General features: G+C 69.6%; 14 protein-coding genes. 5 read left to right on the top strand and 9 right to left on the bottom strand.

Annotation, left to right across the window (positions count from 1 at the left end):
• Positions 1-82: 82 nt before the first annotated feature.
• Positions 83-1,216: an HD-GYP domain-containing protein gene (locus tag ACG01O_RS21655; RefSeq protein WP_394387630.1), complete on the top strand. Its 1,134-nt coding sequence runs from the start codon at positions 83-85 to the stop codon at positions 1,214-1,216.
• Between the two features lie 67 nt (positions 1,217-1,283).
• On the opposite strand, the gene ACG01O_RS21650 is transcribed toward ACG01O_RS21655, so the two are convergent.
• Together ACG01O_RS21650 and ACG01O_RS21645 are read right to left on the bottom strand one after the other, a co-directional pair.
• Positions 1,284-3,596, bottom strand: a complete 2,313-nt coding sequence (locus ACG01O_RS21650) for a M56 family metallopeptidase (protein WP_394387628.1) — start codon at positions 3,594-3,596, stop codon at positions 1,284-1,286.
• A complete protein-coding gene (locus tag ACG01O_RS21645) occupies positions 3,589-3,990 on the bottom strand; it encodes a BlaI/MecI/CopY family transcriptional regulator (protein WP_394387626.1) in 402 nt (133 codons plus the stop codon). Before ACG01O_RS21645 ends, ACG01O_RS21650 begins: the two co-directional genes overlap by 8 nt.
• 176 nt (positions 3,991-4,166) lie before the next feature.
• On the opposite strand from ACG01O_RS21645, the gene ACG01O_RS21640 reads away from it, so the two are divergent.
• A complete protein-coding gene (locus tag ACG01O_RS21640) occupies positions 4,167-4,643 on the top strand; it encodes a YciI family protein (protein ID WP_394387625.1) in 477 nt (158 codons plus the stop codon).
• A 22-nt stretch (positions 4,644-4,665) separates the two neighbouring features.
• On the opposite strand, the gene ACG01O_RS21635 is transcribed toward ACG01O_RS21640, so the two are convergent.
• The 5 genes from ACG01O_RS21635 to ACG01O_RS21615 form a co-directional block, all read right to left on the bottom strand.
• Positions 4,666-5,883, bottom strand: coding sequence for a 6-phosphofructokinase (locus ACG01O_RS21635; RefSeq protein ID WP_394387623.1), 1,218 nt, complete (start codon positions 5,881-5,883; stop codon positions 4,666-4,668).
• 81 nt (positions 5,884-5,964) lie between these two features.
• Positions 5,965-8,178: a putative bifunctional diguanylate cyclase/phosphodiesterase gene (locus tag ACG01O_RS21630; protein ID WP_394387621.1), complete on the bottom strand. Its 2,214-nt coding sequence runs from the start codon at positions 8,176-8,178 to the stop codon at positions 5,965-5,967.
• 126 nt (positions 8,179-8,304) lie between these two features.
• The gene (locus tag ACG01O_RS21625) at positions 8,305-10,614 is read right to left on the bottom strand and encodes a YgiQ family radical SAM protein (protein WP_394387620.1); all 2,310 of its coding nucleotides are present in this window, start codon (positions 10,612-10,614) and stop codon (positions 8,305-8,307) included.
• Positions 10,615-10,695: 81 nt separating this feature from the next.
• The gene (locus ACG01O_RS21620) at positions 10,696-10,911 is read right to left on the bottom strand and encodes a cold-shock protein (protein ID WP_394387618.1); all 216 of its coding nucleotides are present in this window, start codon (positions 10,909-10,911) and stop codon (positions 10,696-10,698) included.
• 128 nt (positions 10,912-11,039) lie between these two features.
• Positions 11,040-11,267, bottom strand: coding sequence for a (2Fe-2S)-binding protein (locus tag ACG01O_RS21615; protein ID WP_394387617.1), 228 nt, complete (start codon positions 11,265-11,267; stop codon positions 11,040-11,042).
• Between the two features lie 106 nt (positions 11,268-11,373).
• Here ACG01O_RS21615 and bfr point away from each other — a divergent pair, with 106 nt between their 5' ends.
• Positions 11,374-11,844, top strand: a complete 471-nt coding sequence (gene bfr, locus ACG01O_RS21610) for a bacterioferritin (protein WP_394387616.1) — start codon at positions 11,374-11,376, stop codon at positions 11,842-11,844.
• A 60-nt stretch (positions 11,845-11,904) separates the two neighbouring features.
• Here bfr and ACG01O_RS21605 read toward each other — a convergent pair whose 3' ends face one another.
• Together ACG01O_RS21605 and ACG01O_RS21600 are read right to left on the bottom strand one after the other, a co-directional pair.
• A complete protein-coding gene (locus ACG01O_RS21605) occupies positions 11,905-12,381 on the bottom strand; it encodes a cyanophycin metabolism-associated DUF1854 family protein (protein WP_394387615.1) in 477 nt (158 codons plus the stop codon).
• Positions 12,378-14,627: a cyanophycin metabolism-associated ABC transporter gene (locus tag ACG01O_RS21600; RefSeq protein ID WP_394387613.1), complete on the bottom strand. Its 2,250-nt coding sequence runs from the start codon at positions 14,625-14,627 to the stop codon at positions 12,378-12,380. The genes ACG01O_RS21605 and ACG01O_RS21600 overlap by 4 nt, the downstream gene beginning before the upstream one ends.
• A gap of 91 nt (positions 14,628-14,718) precedes the next feature.
• Here ACG01O_RS21600 and ACG01O_RS21595 point away from each other — a divergent pair, with 91 nt between their 5' ends.
• Entirely contained in the window at positions 14,719-16,893 is a 2,175-nt protein-coding gene (locus ACG01O_RS21595; RefSeq protein WP_394387611.1) for a cyanophycin synthetase, read from the top strand.
• 23 nt (positions 16,894-16,916) lie between these two features.
• Positions 16,917-19,490, top strand: a complete 2,574-nt coding sequence (gene cphA, locus ACG01O_RS21590; RefSeq protein WP_394387609.1) for a cyanophycin synthetase — start codon at positions 16,917-16,919, stop codon at positions 19,488-19,490.
• Positions 19,491-19,611 lie beyond the last annotated feature (121 nt).

Below are 19,611 nucleotides of genomic sequence, written 5' to 3'. Positions count from 1 at the left end.
TAATCGCGCCCTCTACAAAAGCAAGACGTTGGGTCAGCCTGGGGCCGAGGGGGTCGCCAGGCTGAACGTCGCCCGTGACGCGATGGACTTCGAGCCCCTGAGCCTGCACCGCGAGCGCTTTGCGCCGGATCAGCCGACGCCGCTCAGCATCTACGACACCGGCGGCCGCCTGCTGCTGGCCAAGGGCCACCGCTTCGACCAGCTGGGCCAGCTGGACAAGCTCATCGACCGCGATGCCCGCGTGGACCCGCGCGAGCTGGGCGACCCGTCGGACGACATCGCGCGTGCCCGGGCTGACCAACTGCCCGCCTACTGGGACGCCCAGGTCAACGCCATGGCGCGCCTGCTGCGCACCACGCCGGCCGGTGACTTCACGCACACGCTGGACCGTGCCTCGCGCCCGCTGCTGGCGCTGATCGAACGCGACCCGGACCTCGCCATCCTGCAGACCGTGCGCACCGAGGCCGAGCAGGGCGGCACCTCGTCGTACGCCAGCCGCCATGCGGTGCACACCGCCACCGCGGCCTGCCTGGCGGCCACGCGGCTGGGCTGGGGCCTGGCGCAAAAGCAGTGCGCCGTGCGCGCCGCGCTGACGATGAACCTCGCCATGGCCGACCTGCAGAACCGGCTGGTGACCCAGGTGTCGCCGGTGACGCCGCTGCAGCGGGCCGAAATCCACTCACACCCCGAGCGCAGCGCGGCCCTGCTGGAGATGGCCGGCGTGACCGACCGCGACTGGCTGGACGCCGTGCGCCAGCACCACGAAGAAGACGGCGGCACCGGCTACCCCTGCCGGCCGGCCAAGGTGCACGAGGTGGCACAGCTGCTGCACAGCGCCGACACCTTCACCGCCAAGCTCAGCCCCCGCCTGCGCCGCGCGCCGCTGCTGGCCGATGCCGCTGCCCGCCTGCAGTTCCAGGCCGGCCGGGGCGATGTGATGACGGCCGCGCTGATCAAGGAATTCGGCCTGTACCCCCCGGGCTGTGCAGTGCGCTTGAAGTCTGGCGAGGTGGGCCTGGTGATGCGGCGCGGCGACACCGCCAGCACGCCCCGCGTGGCGGTGCTGAGCGACCGCAGCGGCCAGGGGCTGCCCGAGCCCGCCCAGCGCGACACGGCCCGCGCCGAGTTCGGCATTGCCGCGGTGATTCCGTGGGCCGGGCTGAAGCTGCGCGTGGGGCTGGAGAAGCTGATGCAGGCAGTGCCCGAGCCGCACTGATCCGCACCCGGCCTCATCCAGCGGCACCCAGCCGCATCCAGCCGTACCGAGCGGCAAGGCCAGCGGCTCAGCCCAGACGGTCCAGCGCGTTCTCCAGCTGCCCGCGTTCGTGGTCGCCAAGGCCCCGCCCGGCGCGGCGCAGGCGTTGCACCAGCGCGGCGTCCACCGGCGAGGCGGCAGTCAGTTTCTCGGCCACGCGCAACAGCACCTGCAGGCGGTCGAAGCCGCCGTCCATGGCCTCGGCACTGGCCAGCACACGCTCCAGGCCGGCAGGCGTCAGGCGCGGGCGGTCCAGCAGCTGGCTGAGCGCTTCGCGGCGCTCAAACCCACCCGCAATGCCCGAGGCGGCCTGGGCATAGGCCGCCACCAACTCGGCTTCGTCCCCCTGCAGTTGGCGGGCCACCGCGCCCAGCGCCTCACGCCGCTCAAAGTCGCCTTGCAGGTGCGTCACCGCGCGCAACGCGGCCGCCAGCACCGCCGGCTGGGGGTGGGCATCCACCTGCGCGGTGATGGCGGTGCGTTGCTCGAAGTCGCTGCCCATGCGCGCCAGCACCTCGCCCCAGGCGGCCAGCACGGCGGGCTGCGGCAGCAGCTGCGGGGTCATGGCCTCCAGCGCCTCGCGCCGGTCGAAATCGCTGTCGATGCCGGCCACGGCGCCCAGCCACGCCAGTTGCTGGGCTTCGGCCAACGGCTGACGGGCGATTGCGGCCAGCGCCTCGCGCTTCTCGAACGCGCTGTCGATCGACGCGGCAGCGGCGATCAGCCGGTCTTGCACGGCCGCGGGCAGCGGCTGCTGCAACGGCAGCGTGGCGCGGATGCGCCGCCCGCGCTCGTGGCCGTCGCGGGCGCGCTCCACGTCCGCCAGCACCGCCTCAAAGCCGCCCTGAGCGAAACGCTTGCGGGCCCGCACCTCCGGCGCCACCAGCGACTCGGCCATGCGCTGCACCGCCTGCGCCCACCAGCGGCGGCCGGCATCGTCCAGCACGGCCGGCTCGCCGCCGACGCGGTAGCTGCGCTGGATGCCACCGCCCGGCTCGGCCACCAGCGTCATTTCGCGGGACAGGCCCTCGGCCCGCTCACGCACAACGATGCGGCCGGTCAGGGTCTCGACATCGTCCTCGGCATCGTTGAAGCTCAGCTCACCGGACACGGTCACCGCAAAGTTGCCGCCGGGGTAGCGGCTGTAGATGCGGCGGTGCCCGCCGGTGGTGAGAAGCTCGTGCAGCTGCAGCGCATCGGCCACGCCGTCCAGCCCCGCGCGCTCCAGCAGGCTGCGCCCCTGGGTGTGGCTGACCACCACCGCCGGCAGCGCCAGCAAGGCCGCCACCATCACGGCCACCCCGCCCCAGCGCAGGGCCCGGCGCTCCGGCGGAACCGGCGTGCCTTCGGGCTTCAGCAGCTGGCGCACCCGCGCCACCAGCGCCGAGCCGCCACCCACCGCACCGCAGGCCAACGCCGGGCCAGGGCGGTGGCCTGCGGTCTTCATTGCCTCGGCGCAGCGCAGCAGGCTTTGCGCCAGGGCCAGGCGCTGGCCGGCCGGTGTGCTGGCTGCGGCGTCGCACGCCAGTTCGGCCAACAGGTCCAACCGCCGCAGCGCGATGCGGTTCAGCAGCTGCGGCCACAGCAGGGCCTGCACCCCGGCCGACAGCAGGCGCCACGCGGGGTCACGCCGGCGCAGGTGGGCCAGCTCGTGGCTCAGCACCGCGCGGGCCTCGTCGTCCGGCAGGCTCAGGCACCAGGCGGGCAAACACAGCACTGGCCCGGGCGCCAGCAAGGGGCTGGCCCAGCCGGGCCGCGCCAGGCGCAGCGCGGGCGCGGCCACGCCCAGCGCCGCGGCCTGCTCCGCCAGCCACGCCTGCCAGCGCGCATGGTGCAGCGGCGCCAGCCGACGCACACCTCGCACCAGCCAGGCCCATTGCAACGCCACGCCAACCAGCAGCACGCACGCGCCCGCCAGCCACACCAGCACGCCGGCCACAGCCAGGTCTTGCGCCTTGGGCGCAACCGCGGCCACCCAGCCGGACACGCCCAGTTGCGGCACGCGGGTGGCAGGGGTGGCGGGGGCGGCCGGGGCAGTCACCGCCCCCCCCGGCGCGGTTGGGGCCCGGGGTGGCGGTGCGGCCACGGCAGCGCGCGGCTGAACGTCAGCCATCTCCGCGCGGGCCGAGGCCCCCGCAGGCGACGGCACCTGCGGCGCCAGGCCCGCCGCCAACGTCGCGCTGACCAGCCCGCCCAGCAGCGCCAAGCGCCACAGCAGCTCTTGCGTGCCCGTGGTCAACCGAGCCAGGCCGCCCGCGCGCTCCACGGCCCAGAGGCCGCCGATCAGCACGGTGCTGTGAAAGGCGTAGCTGCACGCCCAGGTGAGCAAGGCATCAGTCACGGCCGGCCTCCTTGTGTTGCTTCAGCAGCGCTTGCAGTTCCGACAACTCCCGCGGGTCCACGCTGCGGGCATCCAGCAGGTGGCTGACCAAGGCGCTGGCGCGGCCGGCGAACAGGCGGTCCAGCAGGTTGCCCACCATGGAGCGCTGCACTTCGGCCTCGCTGACGAGCGGCGTGTACAGCAGCGCCCGCCCCTCGCGCCGGCTGGCCAGCAGGCCGCGCTTTTCCAGCCGCGTCAACAGCGTGGCCACGGTGGTGTGCGCCAGGTCGCGCTCGCCGCGCAGGGCCTCGGCCACGTCGGCCGTGCTGGCTTCGCCACGCGCCCACAGCACACGCATGAGGCTCAGTTGCAAGTCGCTCAGCGAAACCTCGCCCGCGCCGGTGTCGTCGTCCATGAGTTATTTCTACAGATGTAGTACTACAAATGTAGAAGAACGGAATGCAGACCGCAAGTGGCTTTCGGCAGGGCAGACCGTCGCGCCTCGTGAACGCCCCTTCGGGATTCAACGCGGTGCCGGCAGGCGCCGCCTGCGGTGCAATCAAGGTCCCCCTCGATGCTGGAGCCCCACCCATGACCACCGCTGCCGTCGCGGCTTGCCTGGCCGCCCTCACCGCCCTGACCTCGGGGGCGGCGTTGGCGCAGAGCCCCTCAGCGGCCGCGCCATACGACGCGGCCCAAGCCCAGGTTTGGGGCGCCAACGCGCAAGGGCTGCGCGGCTACGTGTTCGTGCTGCTGAAAACCGGGCCGAAGCGCATGCCCGACGGCCCGGAACGCGACGCGATGTTCAAAGGCCACTTCGCGAACATGGCACGGCTGGCCCAGGAGGGGTTGCTCGTCTACGCCGGCCCGCTGGACGGCCAAAACGGCCTGCGCGGCCTGTTCATCTTCGCCACGCAAGACCTGGAAATCGCCCGCCAGGCGGTGGACACCGACCCGGTCATCGCCCACGGCGAGATGGTGGCCGACCTCCACCGCCACTTCGGCTCGGCCGCGCTGCTGGCGGTGAACGAGTGGCATCCGCGGCTGGTGAAACCGCAGCAGCCCTGATCAACGCCCGATCCGGCCTGGATCAGCCCTTCTTCAGCACCTTGGGCACCGGGTTGGGGCGCAGGCGGAAGGCGTCGGGCATGCCCGAGCCCAGCAGCGGGCGCAGGTAGAGGCGGAAGGCGTCGGTCACGTCGGTGCCGCTCTCGGTGATGAAGTGGTCTTCCATCGTGCGCGTCTTGCCCGCCACAGCGGCCAGGGGCAGGAGTTCGTAGTCCACCGCGTAGGTGCCGGTGCGCTTGATGGCGACCGAGCCGTCGCGGTCGCCGTGGAAGGCGTACTGCACGGCCTTTTCGCCGACCTCGCGGGCCTCGCGCTGGTCGACATCGCTCACGCAGCCCAGGAAGCTGCGCTGCAGGTAGCCGAAGGTGTCACCGCGCACGCGCTTGATGCCCAGGCGGTTTTTGATTTCTTCACACAGCAGATCGGCCAGCGCACCGGTGCCGCTGAGCTGCACGTTGCCGTGCGCGTCGCGCTCCAGCTCACCGGCCAGTTTGGACAGCATGGGCGTGCCCGAGGCGTCGTGGATGCCCTCGCTGACGGCAATGACGCAGCGGCCGAAGCGCTCGTAGGTGGCCTTCACATCGCGCAGGAACTGCTCGTTGTCGAAGCTGCGCTCGGGCAGGTAGATGAGGTGCGGGCCGTCGTCGTCGAACTTCTTGCCCAGGGCGGCGGCGGCCGTCAGAAAGCCGGCGTGGCGACCCATGACGACGCCCACGTACACGCCGGGCAGCGCGGCGTTGTCGAGGTTGGCGCCGGCAAAGGCTTGGGCCACGAAGCGCGCGGCGGACGCGTAGCCGGGCGTGTGGTCGTTGCCGACGAGGTCGTTGTCGATGGTCTTGGGGATGTGGATGCAACGCAGCGGGTAGCCCGCGGCCTGCGCTTCCTCGGACACGATGCGCACGGTGTCGGACGAATCGTTGCCGCCGATGTAGAAGAAGTGCGTGATCTCGTGCGCCTTGAGCACGGTGAAGATCTCGTGGCAATAGGCGGCGTCGGGCTTGTCGCGCGTGGAGCCCAGCGCCGAGGCGGGCGTGCCGGCCACCAGTTCGAGGTTGTGGCTGGTTTCCTGCGTGAGGTCGACAAAGTCTTCGTTGACGATGCCGCGCACCCCGTGCCGGGCGCCGTAGACCTTGCCCACACCGGCCTGCCGCCGGGCTTCCAGCACCACGCCGACGAGGCTCTGGTTGATGACGGCGGTGGGGCCGCCACCTTGGGCGACGAGGATCTTCGCGAGACTCATGAGCGCTCCTGGCTGTCGTCAATGGACGGCGCAGTTTAGGGGCCGCAGCCCCGCGCGCAAGCGCAGCGCTCGGGCGGCTGTTCAGCCCGCCAGGAACGCGACGAGTTGGTCGGCCGGCATGGGCTTGGCGAACAGCCAGCCCTGGCCTTCGTGGCAGCCCAGGCCGATGAGGTACTGGCGCTGTTCTTCGGTCTCGATGCCCTCGGCGATCACAGTCAGGCCCAGGCCGCGACCGAGGTTGACCACCATCTGCGCAATGGTGGAACCGGCCGTGGAGGACTGCGCCTCCTGCACGAACGCGCGGTCGATCTTGAGGCGGTCCACCTGCAGCTGGCGCAGCTGGCTCAAGCTGGAGAAGCCGGTGCCGAAGTCGTCAATCGCCACGCTGAAGCCCAGGCGCTTGATGTCGGCCAGCACGCGCAGCACGAGGTCGGCGTCTTCCATGGCCATGGACTCGGTGATCTCGAGCTCGATGCTGTGCCCGCTCACGCCGCAGTCGCGCAGCGCACCGGCCAGCATGTCGATGAAACCGGGGTGGCGGAACTGGGCCATCGACACGTTGACCGCCATGCGGAACTCGGTGTGGCCCCGGCTTTGCATGGCCTTGAGCTGCGCGCACGCGGTGCGCATCACGAACTCACCGATCGGGATGATCAGGCCACTTTGCTCGGCCAGCGGAATGAACTGGTCGGGCGCGACGAACCGGCCGTCGGCGGTGCGCCAGCGCAGCAGCGCTTCGGCGCCGATCACGCGGCCGCTGTCCAGTTCGACCTGGGGCTGGTAGACGACGAAGAGCTGGCTGTCCTCGAAGCCGGTGCGCAGGCCCTTGAGCAGCTTGAAGCGCTCGCGGGCGTCGCTGCCCATCGCGGCCGAGAAGTACTGGGATGACCCGCGCTGCTGCTGCTTGGCGCGCTTGAGGGCAATCTGGGCGTCCAGCAGCAACTCGGACCCGACCGCGGTCGACTCGCCCAGTCGCACCAGGCCGGTGGTGGCCGACAGCTGCAGCCGCTCGCCCGCCACCACGAAGGGCTCGGCAAAGACCGACTGCACGCTCTCCGGGCACACCTTCACGTGCTCGCCCAGCACGCCGAAGGTGTCGGCGCCCACGCGGGCCATGGCGGTGTTCAGGCCCAGCAGCTCGCTCATGCGGTGCACCACCGCCTGCAGCACCTGGTCGCCGAAGTGGTGGCCGAAGGCGTCGTTGATGTCGGAGAAGTCGTCGATGTCGATCAGCGCGAGCGTGACACCGGCGGGGTCCTTCAGGTTCTTGTCGAGCAGCTCGACGAAGCGGTTGCGGTTGGGCAGGCGCAGCAGCGGGTCGTTGTAGGCCTGGTCCAGCAGTTGGCTGTACAGCACCACGTTCTCAAAGCCCACGGCGATGTTGGAGCAGAAGGCGCGCAGCAGTTGCTGGTCCAGCTCGTCCAGCTCGCGGCCCACGTCCACCAGCGCCGCCATCGCGCGGCCCTGGCCCATGCCGAAGTAGAGGCAGGTGCCGTCGTCGTAGACGTTCTGCTGCTCGCGCAGGCAGCGCTCCAGGCGCTCGCGGACCGCGGAGATCTTGACCTGCGACAGCGGCCGGTCGATGAGGCTGCTGTACTGGCCTGCGGCGGCCACGATGCGCACTTCATCACCGAGGTCACCGCTGACCTGCGCGCACACCAGGCCTTCCGGCAGGATGCCCAGCAGCGCGCACAACTGCGTGACTACGCCTTCCGCAAAGCGCGACAGGCCGCGCATGCGCGAAAGCGACGTGCTGCTCTCGACAATCATTTCCAGCCCGCGCCGGTTGGCTTCCAGCGCGCAGATCTGGCGGTACGAACGCACGGCCGCGGTCAGCACGGTGTACAGCCGCGTGCGGGTCAGCTCGGACTTGGTCTTGTAGTCGTTGATGTCGTAGGCCTGCACCGTCTCGATTTCAGGTGCATAGCCCGGTTGGCCGGTGCGCAGCACGATGCGCACCGCGTTCAGACGCAATTCGTCGCGGATGTGGCGCACCAGCTGCAGACCGGCGTCTTCGCTCTCCATCACCACGTCCAGCAGCACCACGGCGAGGTCGCCCTCGGTGGCGAGCAACTGGCGGGCCTGGGCGGCGGAATTGGCGTGCAGGAAGACGAGCGGCTGGCCTTCCACCGTGAGGCCTTGCATGGCCAGCTCGGTGGCCTTGTGGACGTCGCCGTCGTCGTCGACGATCAGGATGCGCCAGGGCCGGTCGTTGTGCCGGTGATCGCCTTCGGCATGCTCGGGCTCGTCCAGCAGTTCGAGCAGGTCGTCGTCAGCGGCAGTCGTCTCTTGCATGGGGGCCAGGGCTCCGGGCGTGGGCAACCGCCCAGCGGCTGCCGCATCTCGTCGAGAAGCCGCAAGGGTAGTGCATCCGCAGGTTGGCCGCCACGGCAACGCCGCGCAAAACCCCCGGGTTTGGCGTCAACGCTTTCCGGGTTTGCCCGGACGCGCCACCCCACTGCGGGCACTGCCGGTGACCCGCGGGGGCAACCCGGTGTGCTGCGTCAGCACCTGACCCTTGCGCGGCGTTCCCGGCTTGGCCGCCTTGGCGGGCGCGGCCGGCGCGGCCTTGGCGCCGGTGGAGTTCTTGCGCCGCGCGCTTTCGTAGCTGCCGTCGGTGAGGGGCTGGTAGCTCGGAATCAGGTGGTGCTTGCCATTGCCGATGAGGTCGGCGCGCCCCATGGCCTTGAGGGCCTCGCGCAACAGCGGCCAGTTGTTGGCATCGTGGTAGCGCAGGAAGGCCTTGTGCAGCCGACGGCGGCGCTCGCCACGCACGATGTCCACCTTCTCGCCCCGCGCTTCATCGCGGCTGATGCCCTTGAGCGGGTTGCGGCCCGAGTGGTACATGGCCGTCGCCGTGGCCATGGGGCTGGGGTAGAAGGTCTGCACCTGGTCGGCGCGGAAGCCGTTTTTCTTCAGCCACACGGCGAGGTTCATCATGTCCTCGTCGCTGGTGCCGGGGTGGGCGGCGATGAAGTACGGAATCAGGTACTGCTTCTTGCCCGCGGCGGCGCTGGCGGCCTCGAACATCTGCTTGAAGCGGTCATACGTGCCGATGCCCGGCTTCATCATCTTGGACAGCGGGCCGCTCTCGGTGTGCTCCGGCGCGATCTTCAGGTACCCGCCCACGTGGTGGGTGACGAGTTCCTTCACGTACTCGGGCGACTGCACGGCCAGGTCGTAGCGGAGGCCGGAACCGATCAGGATCTTCTTCACGCCCGGCAACGCGCGCGCGCGGCGGTACATCTTGATCAGCGGGTCGTGGCTGGTGTTGAGGTTGGGGCAGATGCCGGGGTAGACGCAGCTGGGCTTGCGGCAGGCGGCCTCGATCTCGGGCGATTTGCAGCCGATGCGGTACATGTTGGCCGTGGGGCCGCCCAGGTCCGACACGATGCCGGTGAAGCCCTTGACCTTGTCGCGCATCTCCTCAATCTCGCGGATCACGGAGTCTTCCGAGCGGCTCTGGATGATGCGGCCCTCGTGCTCGGTGATGGAGCAGAAGGTGCAGCCGCCAAAGCAGCCGCGCATGATGTTCACGCTGAAGCGAATCATTTCCCAGGCTGGGATCTTGGTCGCGCCGTCGTGGCTGCCGTGCTCGTCGGCGTAGCTGGGGTGCGGCGCCCGGGCGTACGGCAGGTCGAACACATGGTCCATCTCCGGCGTGCTCAGCGGGATGGGCGGCGGGTTGACCCACAGGTCCCGGTCGCCGTGGCGCTGCACCAGCGCGCGGGCGTTGCCCGGGTTGGTTTCCAGGTGCAGCACGCGGTTGGCGTGGGCGTACAGCACCGGGTCGCTCTTGACCACCTCGTAGTCCGGCAGGCGCACCACGGTGCGCTCGCGGGGCGGCAAGGCGATGCGGCCGGTCTTGTGGATGGTGATGGGCTTGGGCGCATCCGGCGCCGCGGCCTCGGCGGTGGCGCAGGAGGTTTCCTGCTTGATTTCCTGATACGGGCTGATCAGCTCGTCGATGCGGCCGGGGCGGTCCACTTCGGTGGAGTCCAGCTCGAACCAGCCTTCGGCCGAGGGGTCGTTGTCGCGCCGCATGAAGGCGGTGCCGCGCACATCGGTCAGGCTTTCAATCGGCTCGCGGCGCGCCAGGCGGTGGGCGATCTCGACGATGGCGCGCTCGGCGTTGCCATACACCAGCAGGTCGGCCTTGCTGTCGACCAGCACCGAGCGGCGAACCTTGTCCTGCCAGTAGTCGTAGTGCGCGATGCGGCGCAGCGAGGCCTCGATGCCGCCGATGACGATGGGCACGTCCTTGAACGCCTCCTGGCAGCGCTGGGTGTAGACCAGCGTGGCGCGGTCCGGGCGCTTGCCGCCTTCGCCGCCAGGGGTGTAGGCGTCGTCACTGCGGATCTTTCGGTCCGCGGTGTAGCGGTTGATCATGGAGTCCATGTTCCCGGCGGCCACGCCAAAGAACAGGTTGGGCTTGCCCAGCGCCTTGAAGGCATCGGCGCTGTTCCAGTCCGGCTGGGCAATGATGCCCACGCGAAAGCCCTGCGCCTCCAGCGTGCGGCCGATCACGGCCATGCCGAAGCTGGGGTGGTCGACGTAGGCATCGCCGGTGACGATGATGATGTCGCAGGAATCCCAGCCGAGTTGCTCCATCTCCGCCCGGCTCATGGGCAGGAAGGGGGCGGGGCCGAAGCGCTTGGCCCAGAACGGGCGATAGCCGGTCAGGGCTTTGGCGGTCGGGGCCTTGGGAGCAGAAACGGGCAGAGCGGACATAACCTCGAATTGTCGTTGCGCAGCCCCGGAAAGCACAAAGCCCGCGCTGGGCGCGGGCTTTGGCACGGGGCGGTGCGTGAATTACAGCGCGCGGATGTTCGCGGCTTGCAGGCCCTTGGGGCCCTGCTTCACTTCGAACTCGACCTGGGCGCCTTCAGCCAGCGTGCGGAAACCGCCGCCGTTCTTGATTTCGCTGTGGTGAGCGAACAGGTCCTTGCCGCCGTCGGCGGGGGTGATGAAGCCGAAGCCCTTGCCGTCGTCAAACCACTTGACGATGCCGGTCTGCTGGGTGCTCATGAAATTTCCTTGCGGTTGTCGTGCGCGCTGGCCCCGCCTACAGCGGCTGCGACAACACAACAACTTCGGGCACGGACCAACAAAAAAATGGCGCCATTGACTGGCGCCAAGCTCGGGATTCTAACGGCTCAAGCGGCGGCGAGGCTGCGGGCCACCACGGCCATGCCCCGGGCGCGCGGCGCGCCACCGCCCGCCACGCGGCTTTCCTCGAACACCGCGCAGGCGCATTCGCGGCACTTGCCACAGCCCGTGGCCACGCGCAGTTGCTCCTGCAGGGTCTTGAAATCCGGGCAGCCGCTGGATGCGGCGATCGCGATGTCGCGGTCGGAGACGCGGTGGCAGACACAAACAATCATGGCCGCAATACTAATGCGAATCGCTCTCATTTGCAAAAAGACCGGTTTGGAACCCGGGCGCGGGCTGGGGATACTGCCGGCCGATTTCACGCACCCGGAGGCCCCCATGAAAGGCGACGCACAAGTCATCGCGCACCTGAACGCCCAGCTCAAGCTGGAGCTCACGGCCATCAACCAGTACTTCCTGCATGCCCGCATGCTCAAGAACTGGGGCCTGATGAAGATGGCTCAGCACGAGTACAAAGAGTCCATCGAGGAAATGAAGCACGCCGACAAGCTCATCGAGCGCGTGCTGACGCTGGACGGCCTGCCCAACCTGCAGGACCTGGGCAAGCTGCTGATCGGAGAAAACGCCATCGAAACGATGGAGTGCGACCTGAAGATCGAGCAGACCGGCCATGCGCACCTGAAGGAGGCCATCGCCCACTGCGAGAGCGTGCGCGACTACGTCTCGCGCGACCTGTTCGCCGACATCCTGGAAGACACCGAGGAACACATCGACCACCTCGAAACCCAGCTGGCGCTGGTCAAGACCGTGGGCGAGCAGAACTACCTGCAGTCGCAGATGGGCGAATAAGCCCAACCCCGACGCGCTCTGCGCCCCCACCCTCGGGGCCCATGGCCCAGCTTGGGCGGGTCAGAGGAAGCGTTCGAGCAGCCGCTTGGACTGCTTGTCCAGCGCCCAGCGGTCCGGCACCTGCAGCTGCACGCCGTGGGTGGACGTGATCAGCAGCCGCCCCTCGTCCAGCCGGCGGATGTCTTCCTCGCTCTTCAGCACGAAGTCCACCTCGCCGCGGTCGGTCTCCACGCGCCAGGTGCTGGGCGTGGCAAACGTGTTGACCGAGATGAGCCGCAGCAGCGTGGGGTGGAACTCGCGGGCCGACAACTCGGCCTCCAGCAGCTGGCGCGGCGCGTCCGGCAGGCCCGACAGGCGCGGAATCCAGGCCAGCTCGTGGCCGTGCACACCCACCAGAGACACGCCTTCGTCCGGCGCCGAAATCGGGTGCGCGCGCACGGGCGACACGCCCACGTGCTCGGCGCCCTGCAGGTCGGTCAGGACCAGCCGGCCATGGGCGTCCAGTTGCAGGTCGCGGAAAGGAAGCGTCGTCGTCATGCGTTCACCGTGTGCGCGTTCGGGTTGGGGGCCACCACCATCAGGCCGCCGTCTTCATCGGCGTCGGCATCCACGCGCCGGGCTTGCGCTTCCCACAGGCGCCAGTAGTGGCCCTGCAGGGCGATGAGCTCGTCGTGCGGGCCCAGCTCCACGATCTCGCCGCGGTCCATCACCACAAGCCGGTCGGCCTTGCGCAGCGTGGACAGGCGGTGGGCGATGGCGATCGTCGTGCGTCCCTTCACGAGGTTGTCCAGCGCGCGCTGGATTTCCTTCTCGGTCTCGGTGTCCACCGCCGAGGTGGCTTCGTCCAGGATCAGGATGGCCGGGTCGATCAGCAGCGCGCGGGCGATGGAAATGCGCTGACGCTCGCCGCCCGACAGGCCCTGGCCGCGCTCGCCCACCAGGCTGTCGTAGCCGTGGGGCAGGCGCAGGATGAACTCGTGGGCGTGGGCCGCGCGCGCGGCGGCCACGATCTCATCGCGCGTGGCGTCGGGCTTGCCGTAGGCGATGTTCTCGGCGATGGTGCCGAAGAACAGGAAGGGCTCCTGCAGCACCAGGCCGATGTGGCGGCGGTAGTCGGCCACGCGGATGCGGCGCAGGTCCACGCCGTCGACGCGGATAGAGCCCTCGGTCACGTCATAGAACCGGCAGATCAGGTTCACCAGCGTGCTCTTGCCCGAGCCGCTGTGGCCCACCAGGCCCACCATTTCGCCCGGGCGGATGTCCAGGTTCAGGTTGCGCACCACCGACCGCGAGCCGTAGCGGAAGTTCAGCCCCTGCATGGAGATGGCGCCCTTCACGTTCTCGAACGGCTGCGGGTTGACCGGGTCTGGCACGTTGGAGACGTGGTCCAGGATGTCGAAGATGCGCTTGGCGCCCGCCGCGGCCTTTTGCGTGACCGACACGATGCGGCTCATGGAATCGAGCCGGCCATAGAACCGGCCGATGTAGGCCAGGAAGGCGGTCAGCGTGCCGACCGTGATGCTCTGGTGCGCAATCAGCCAGATGCCCACGCCCCACACCACCAGCAGGCCCATTTCGGTCAGCAGGCCCACCGTGGGAGTGAACAGGCTCCAGGTCTTGTTCAGCCGGTCGTTCACCTGCAGGTTCTTCACGTTGGCTTCGCGAAAGCGCGTGGCCTCGCGCTTTTCCTGCGCAAAGGCCTTGACGACGCGGATGCCCGGAATCGTGTCGGCCAGCACGTTGGTGATCTCGCCCCACACGCGGTCGATCTTCTCGAAGCCGGTGCGCAACTTGTCGCGCACCAAATGGATGAGCCACGCGATGAAGGGCAGTGGCACCAGCGTGGCCAGGGCCAGGCCCGGGTGGATGCTGAACAGGATGACCGCCGTCATGGCCAGCATCAGCACGTCGGTGATGAAGTCCAGCGCGTGCAGGCTCAAGAACACCGAGATGCGGTCGGTCTCCGACCCGATGCGCGACATCAGATCGCCCGTGCGCTTGTTGCCGAAGTACTCCAGCGACAGCCCCAGCAGGTGCTCGAAGGTGGCGGTGCGCAGGTCGGCCGCGATGCGCTCGGACACCAGCGACAGCAGGTAGGTCTTGGCCCAGCCCATGGCCCACGACACCAGCGCCGCCCCCAGCAAGCCGCCCAGCAGCCACATCACCAAGCCGGGGTCGATGGCCTGACCGTTGCGGAAGGGGATGAGCACCTTGTCCATCAAGGGCATGGTGAGATAGGGCGACACCAGCGTGGCACCAGTCGCGCCCATCATCAACGCGAAGCCCAGCAGCAACTGCCACTGGTACGGCCGCGCAAAGCGCCACAGCCGCAGCAGGACCCAGGTGCTGGGCGGCGCGCTGGATTCACCAAAGTCGAAGTCTTCCGGCTCCTCCTCGGCCTCCTGCACCGGCTGGCCAGCCAGGCGCTGCTGCTCGCGGGCGAACAGGTCGGCAAACTTCACCGCCTGCGGGTTGCAGGCCAGCGTGAAGCGCCAGCGGGCCAGGCGCCCGGCGGCGTCGAACAGCTCCATGAAAGCCAGGCCGCCGTGGTCGCTGAGCTTCAGGCTTTGCCCCGGCGCCAGCACGAAGGCCGCCCACTGGCCCGCCGCCGGCTCGTACGCCAGCAGGCGTGACGACGTCAACGCCATCAGCCCGGTGGCGAAGCGGCCCTGGCGGTCCAGGTCAACCTCCAGCGTCGCCACCACGTTCTCACCCGCATGCAGCTGTCCTTGAAGGGCGGCCGTGAGGGGATGCGGCGAGGTGTGGGAGGCAAGGTCTTGCATGTTGTTGTGTGATCCGACGAGCTGCTGCGATTCTCCGTGATGACTTCAGCGCACAATTCCAAGCGCTCTCCCGCACCCCAATCCTGATTCCATGAGCAAGAAGAACGACATTCGCCTGCTGCGCATCAACTACCTGCGCGGGCCCAACATGTGGACCTACCGGCCGGTGCTGGAGGTGTGGCTGGACCTGGGCGAGCTGGAAGACTTTCCCAGCCACCAGCTCCCCGGCTTCAACGACCGCCTGACCACCGCCCTGCCCGCCCTCATCGAGCACCACTGCGGCGTGGGTGAACGCGGCGGCTTCATCGAGCGCCTGCGTGACGGCACCTGGATGGGCCATGTGCTGGAGCACATCGTCATCGAGCTGCTGAACCTGGCCGGCATGCCCACCGGCTTCGGCCAGACGCGCTCCACCAGCCAGCGCGGCGTGTACCGCATGGTGTTCCGCGCACGAGACGAGCAGGTGGCCCGCGCCGCCCTGGCTGAGGGTCACGCGCTGATCATGGCCATGATCAACGACGAACCGTTCGACGTGCCCGCCGCCGTGGCCCGCGTGCGCGACAAGCTCGACGACTGCTACCTCGGCCCCTCCACCGCCGCCATCGTGGCCGCCGCGACGGACCGCCGCATCCCGCACATCCGCCTGAACGACGGCAACCTGGTGCAGCTGGGCCACGGCGCACGCCAGCGCCGCATCTGGACGGCCGAGACCGACATGACCAGCGCCATCGCCGAAGGCATCGCCGGCGACAAGGACCTGACCAAGACCCTGCTCAAGGCCGTGGGCGTGCCCGTGCCCGAGGGCCAGGAGGTCAAGACCGCGGCCGACGCCTGGGACGCCGCGCAAGACATCGGCCTGCCGGTGGTCATCAAGCCCAGCGACGGCAACCACGGCCGGGGTGTCACGCTGGACATCCAGAACGAAGCCGATTGCCATGCCGCGTTCAAGCTGGCCGATGAGGAAGGCTCCTCGGTGCTGGTGGAGCGCTACATCCGCGGCAACGAGCACCGTGTGCTGGTGGTGGGCGGCCAGGTGGTGGCCGCAGCCCGTGGCGAAGCCGCGTGGATCCATGGCGACGGCATCCACACCGTCGCGCAGCTGATCGACAGCCAGATCAACACCGACCCCCGCCGCGGCCTGACGGAAGACTTCCCGCTCAACAAGATCGTGCTGGGCGAAGACCCGGTCGTGCTGCTGGACCTGCAACGCCAGGGCGTCACGCCCGACAGCGTGCCCGCGGCCGGCAAGGCCGTGCTGATCCAGCGCAACGGCAATGTGGCCATTGACTGCACCCCGGACGTGCACCCCGAGGTGGCGCACGCGGTGTCGCTGGCCGCCCGCACCGTGGGGCTGGACATCGCCGGCGTGGACCTGGTGACCGAAGACATCGGCAAGCCCCTGGCCGAGACCGGCGGCGCCATCGTGGAAGTGAACGCCGGCCCCGGGCTGCTGATGCACCTGAAGCCGGCTGGCGGCGCCCCGCAGCCGGTGGGCCAGGCCATCATCGACCACCTGTTTGCCGAAGACGAAACCGGCCGCATCCCCATCGTCGGCGTGGCCGGCTCGCGCGGGGGCCGCCAGATCGCCCGCCTCGTGGCCTGGCTGCTGCACCTCAACGGCCGCCACGTGGGCCTGGCCTGCCGCGACGGCCTGTTCCTGGGCACCCGCTGCGTCGAGAAGAAAGACAGCGCCCGCTGGGACGCCGCCCACCGCCTGCTGATGAACCGCGGCGTGAACGCGGTGGTGGTGGAGAACAACCCCGCCAGCATCCTGCGCGACGGCCTGGCCTATGACCGCTGCCAGGTGGGCGTGGTGACCGACCTGGACGGCATCGACGCCCTGGCCGACTTCGACGTGCAAGACGTGGACCAGCTCTACAAGGTGCTGCGCACCCAGGTGGACGTGGTGCTCAGCGAAGGCGCCAGCGTGCTGCACGCCGCCCACCCGCGCCTGGTGGACATGGCCGAGCTGAGCGACGGCGAAGTGGTGTTCTACGCCGAAGACGGCAGCCTGGACGCCCTGCAACAGCACCGCAACCGCGGCGGCCGCGCGGTGTTCCTGCGCGGCGGCGCGGCCGTGCTGGCCCAAGGCCCGGCCGAAACACCCGGCGCCAACATCGACGCCCTGCTGCGCCGCTTTGGCGCCGACACGACGGACGCCGCCACCCTGCTGGCCGCCGTGGCCACCGGCTGGGCGCTGGGCATCTCGCCCGAGCTCATCGCCGCCGGCCTGGACACCTTCGTGCCCGAACTCCACCTCGCCTAACGTCAACAGATTCCGGACCCCTTATGGACGTTTCTCGCACCCGCGCCCTGCGCGGCCCGAACATGTGGAGCCGCCACACGGCGATTGAAGCCGTCGTGCATTGCAGCGACACCGAGCGCTCGCTGGAGCGCCTGCCCGGCTTCGAAGCCCGGCTGCGCCAGCTCTTCCCCACCATCGGCGAACTGCGTGCCGACACCTCGCTGGCCCAGGTGCTGGAGCAGGCCGCGCTCGCGCTGCAAGCCCAGGCCGGCTGCCCGGTCACGTTCAGCCAAACGCATGTCACGCCCGAAGCGGGCACCTACCAGCTGGTCATCGAGTACAGCGAGGAAGACGTGGGCCGCCTCGCCTTCGACCACGCGGTCAAGCTCGTGAACGCGGCCCTGTCGGGCGGTGAATTCGACGCCGACACCGTGCTGGCTGAGTTGCGCGAGCTGGACGAGGACATCCGCCTGGGCCCCTCCACCGGCTCCATCGTCAACGCGGCCATCGCCCGCGGCATTCCCTTCCGCCGCTTGACGCAAGGCAGCCTGGTGCAGTTCGGCTGGGGCGCCAAGCAGCGCCGCATCTGGGCCGCCGAGGTCGACGCCACCAGCGCGGTGAGCGAGTCCATCGCGCAAGACAAAGACCTGTGCAAGCGCCTGCTGCAAGCGGCCGGCGTGCCCGTGCCCATCGGCCGCCCCGTGGACTCGGTGGACGACGCCTGGGCCGTGGCCCAGGAAATCGGCCTGCCGGTCGTGGTGAAGCCGCAAGACGGCAACCAGGGCAAGGGCGTGACCGTCAACGTCACCACGCGCGAGGGCATCGAGCTGGCCTACAAGGCAGCCGACGAAATCGGCCAGGTGATGGTCGAGAAATTCCTGCCCGGCGGCGACTACCGCCTGCTGGTGATCGGCGACAAGCTGATCGCCGCCGCCCGCCGCGACCCGCCGCACGTCATTGGCGACGGCGTGCTGACCGTCAAGCAGCTGGTCGACAAGGTCAACAGCGACCCCCGCCGCGGCGACGGCCATGCCACCTCGCTGACCAAGATCCGCTTCGACGACATCGCCGTGGCGCGCCTCACGCAGCAGAACCTGACGCCCGAGTCGGTGCCTGAAAAGGGCCAGCGCGTCATCCTGCGCAACAACGCCAACCTCTCCACCGGCGGCACCGCCACCGACGTGACGGACGACGTGCACCCGGAAGTGGCCGCCCGTGCGATTGCGGCGGCCCAGGTCGTGGGGCTGCACGTGTGCGGCGTGGACGTGGTGGCCGAAAGCGTGCTGCGCCCGCTGGAAGAAATCAGCGGCGGCATCGTGGAAGTGAACGCCGCACCGGGCCTGCGCATGCACCTGAGCCCCAGCTTCGGCAAGGGCCGCAACGTGGGCGAGGCCATCATCGGCCACCTGTTCGGCTCGGGCCACAAGGCCGGCGCCGCGGCTGAAGACGGCCGCATTCCGGTGGTGGCCGTGACGGGCACCAACGGCAAGACCACGGTCAGCCGGCTGATCGCCCACATGTTCGCCAGCTGCGGGCTGAAGGTGGGGATGACCAACACCGACGGTGTCTACGTGGACGGCCGCCAGATCGACAGCGGCGACTGCTCCGGCCCCAAGAGCGCCCGCAACGTGCTGATGCACCCCGACGTGGAAGCCGCCGTGCTGGAAACCGCCCGCGGCGGCATCTTGCGCGAAGGCCTGGGCTTTGACCGCTGCCAGGTGGCCGTGTGCACCAACATCGGCGCCGGCGACCACCTGGGCATGAACTTCCTGCACACGGCGGAAGACCTGGTGCTGGTCAAGCGCGTCATCGTGCAGAACGTGGCCCCGACCGGCTACGCCGTGCTGAACGCGGCCGACCCGCTGACCGCGCAGATGGCCTCGGTCTGCCCGGGCCAGGTCATCTACTTCGCTGCCGACCGCCACCACCCACTGATGGCCACGCACCGCGCGCAGGGCAAGCGCTGCGTCTACGTGGACGGCGACCAGATCGTGGCCGCCCAAGGCGTGTGGCGCGAAAGCATTCCGCTGCGCGACATCCCGCTCACGCGCGGTGGCGTGATCGGTTTCCAGGTGGAGAACGCCATGGCCGCCGTGGCCGCCGCCTGGGGCGTGGGGCTGGACTGGGACACCATCCGCCGCGGCGTGGGCAGCTTCGCCAACGACGCCGACAACGCCCCGGGCCGCTTCAACGTCATGGAATACAAGGGCGCCACCGTGATTGCCGACTACGGCCACAACGGCGACGCCATGAAGGCCCTGGTGGGCGCCGTGGCGGCCATGCCGGCCCACAAGCGCTCGGTGGTCATCAGCGGCGCGGGCGACCGGCGCGACGAAGACATCCGCGTGCAGACCGAGATCCTCGGCGCGGCGTTCGACGACGTCATCCTGTACGAAGACGCCTGCCAGCGCGGCCGCCAGGCCGGCGAGGTGGTGGCCCTGCTGCGCGCGGGTCTCGAAGGCGCGTCGCGCACGACGCACGTCGAGGAGATCGTCGGCGAGTTCATCGCCATCGACCGCGCGTTGTCGCGCCTGCAGCCGGGCGACCTGTGCCTGGTGCTGGTGGACCAGGTGGAAGAAGCCCTGGCCCACCTGGCGCGCCGCATCGCCGAGGGCTGAACGCCCGGGCCCGGGCCGCGTGTCCGGGCCGCCGCCCCGCAGCCGCTCAGCGGCAGCGGGCGCGCCGACGGTTCAATTCGCCGTCGGCCAGCAAGGCCTGAATGGCGCCGTTCAGCGCGAC

Source organism: Pelomonas baiyunensis (assembly GCF_043555935.1).
In the GTDB taxonomy this organism is placed as follows: domain Bacteria; phylum Pseudomonadota; class Gammaproteobacteria; order Burkholderiales; family Burkholderiaceae_C; genus Pelomonas; species Pelomonas baiyunensis.
This window is presented reverse-complemented; position numbering and strand designations above follow the sequence as displayed.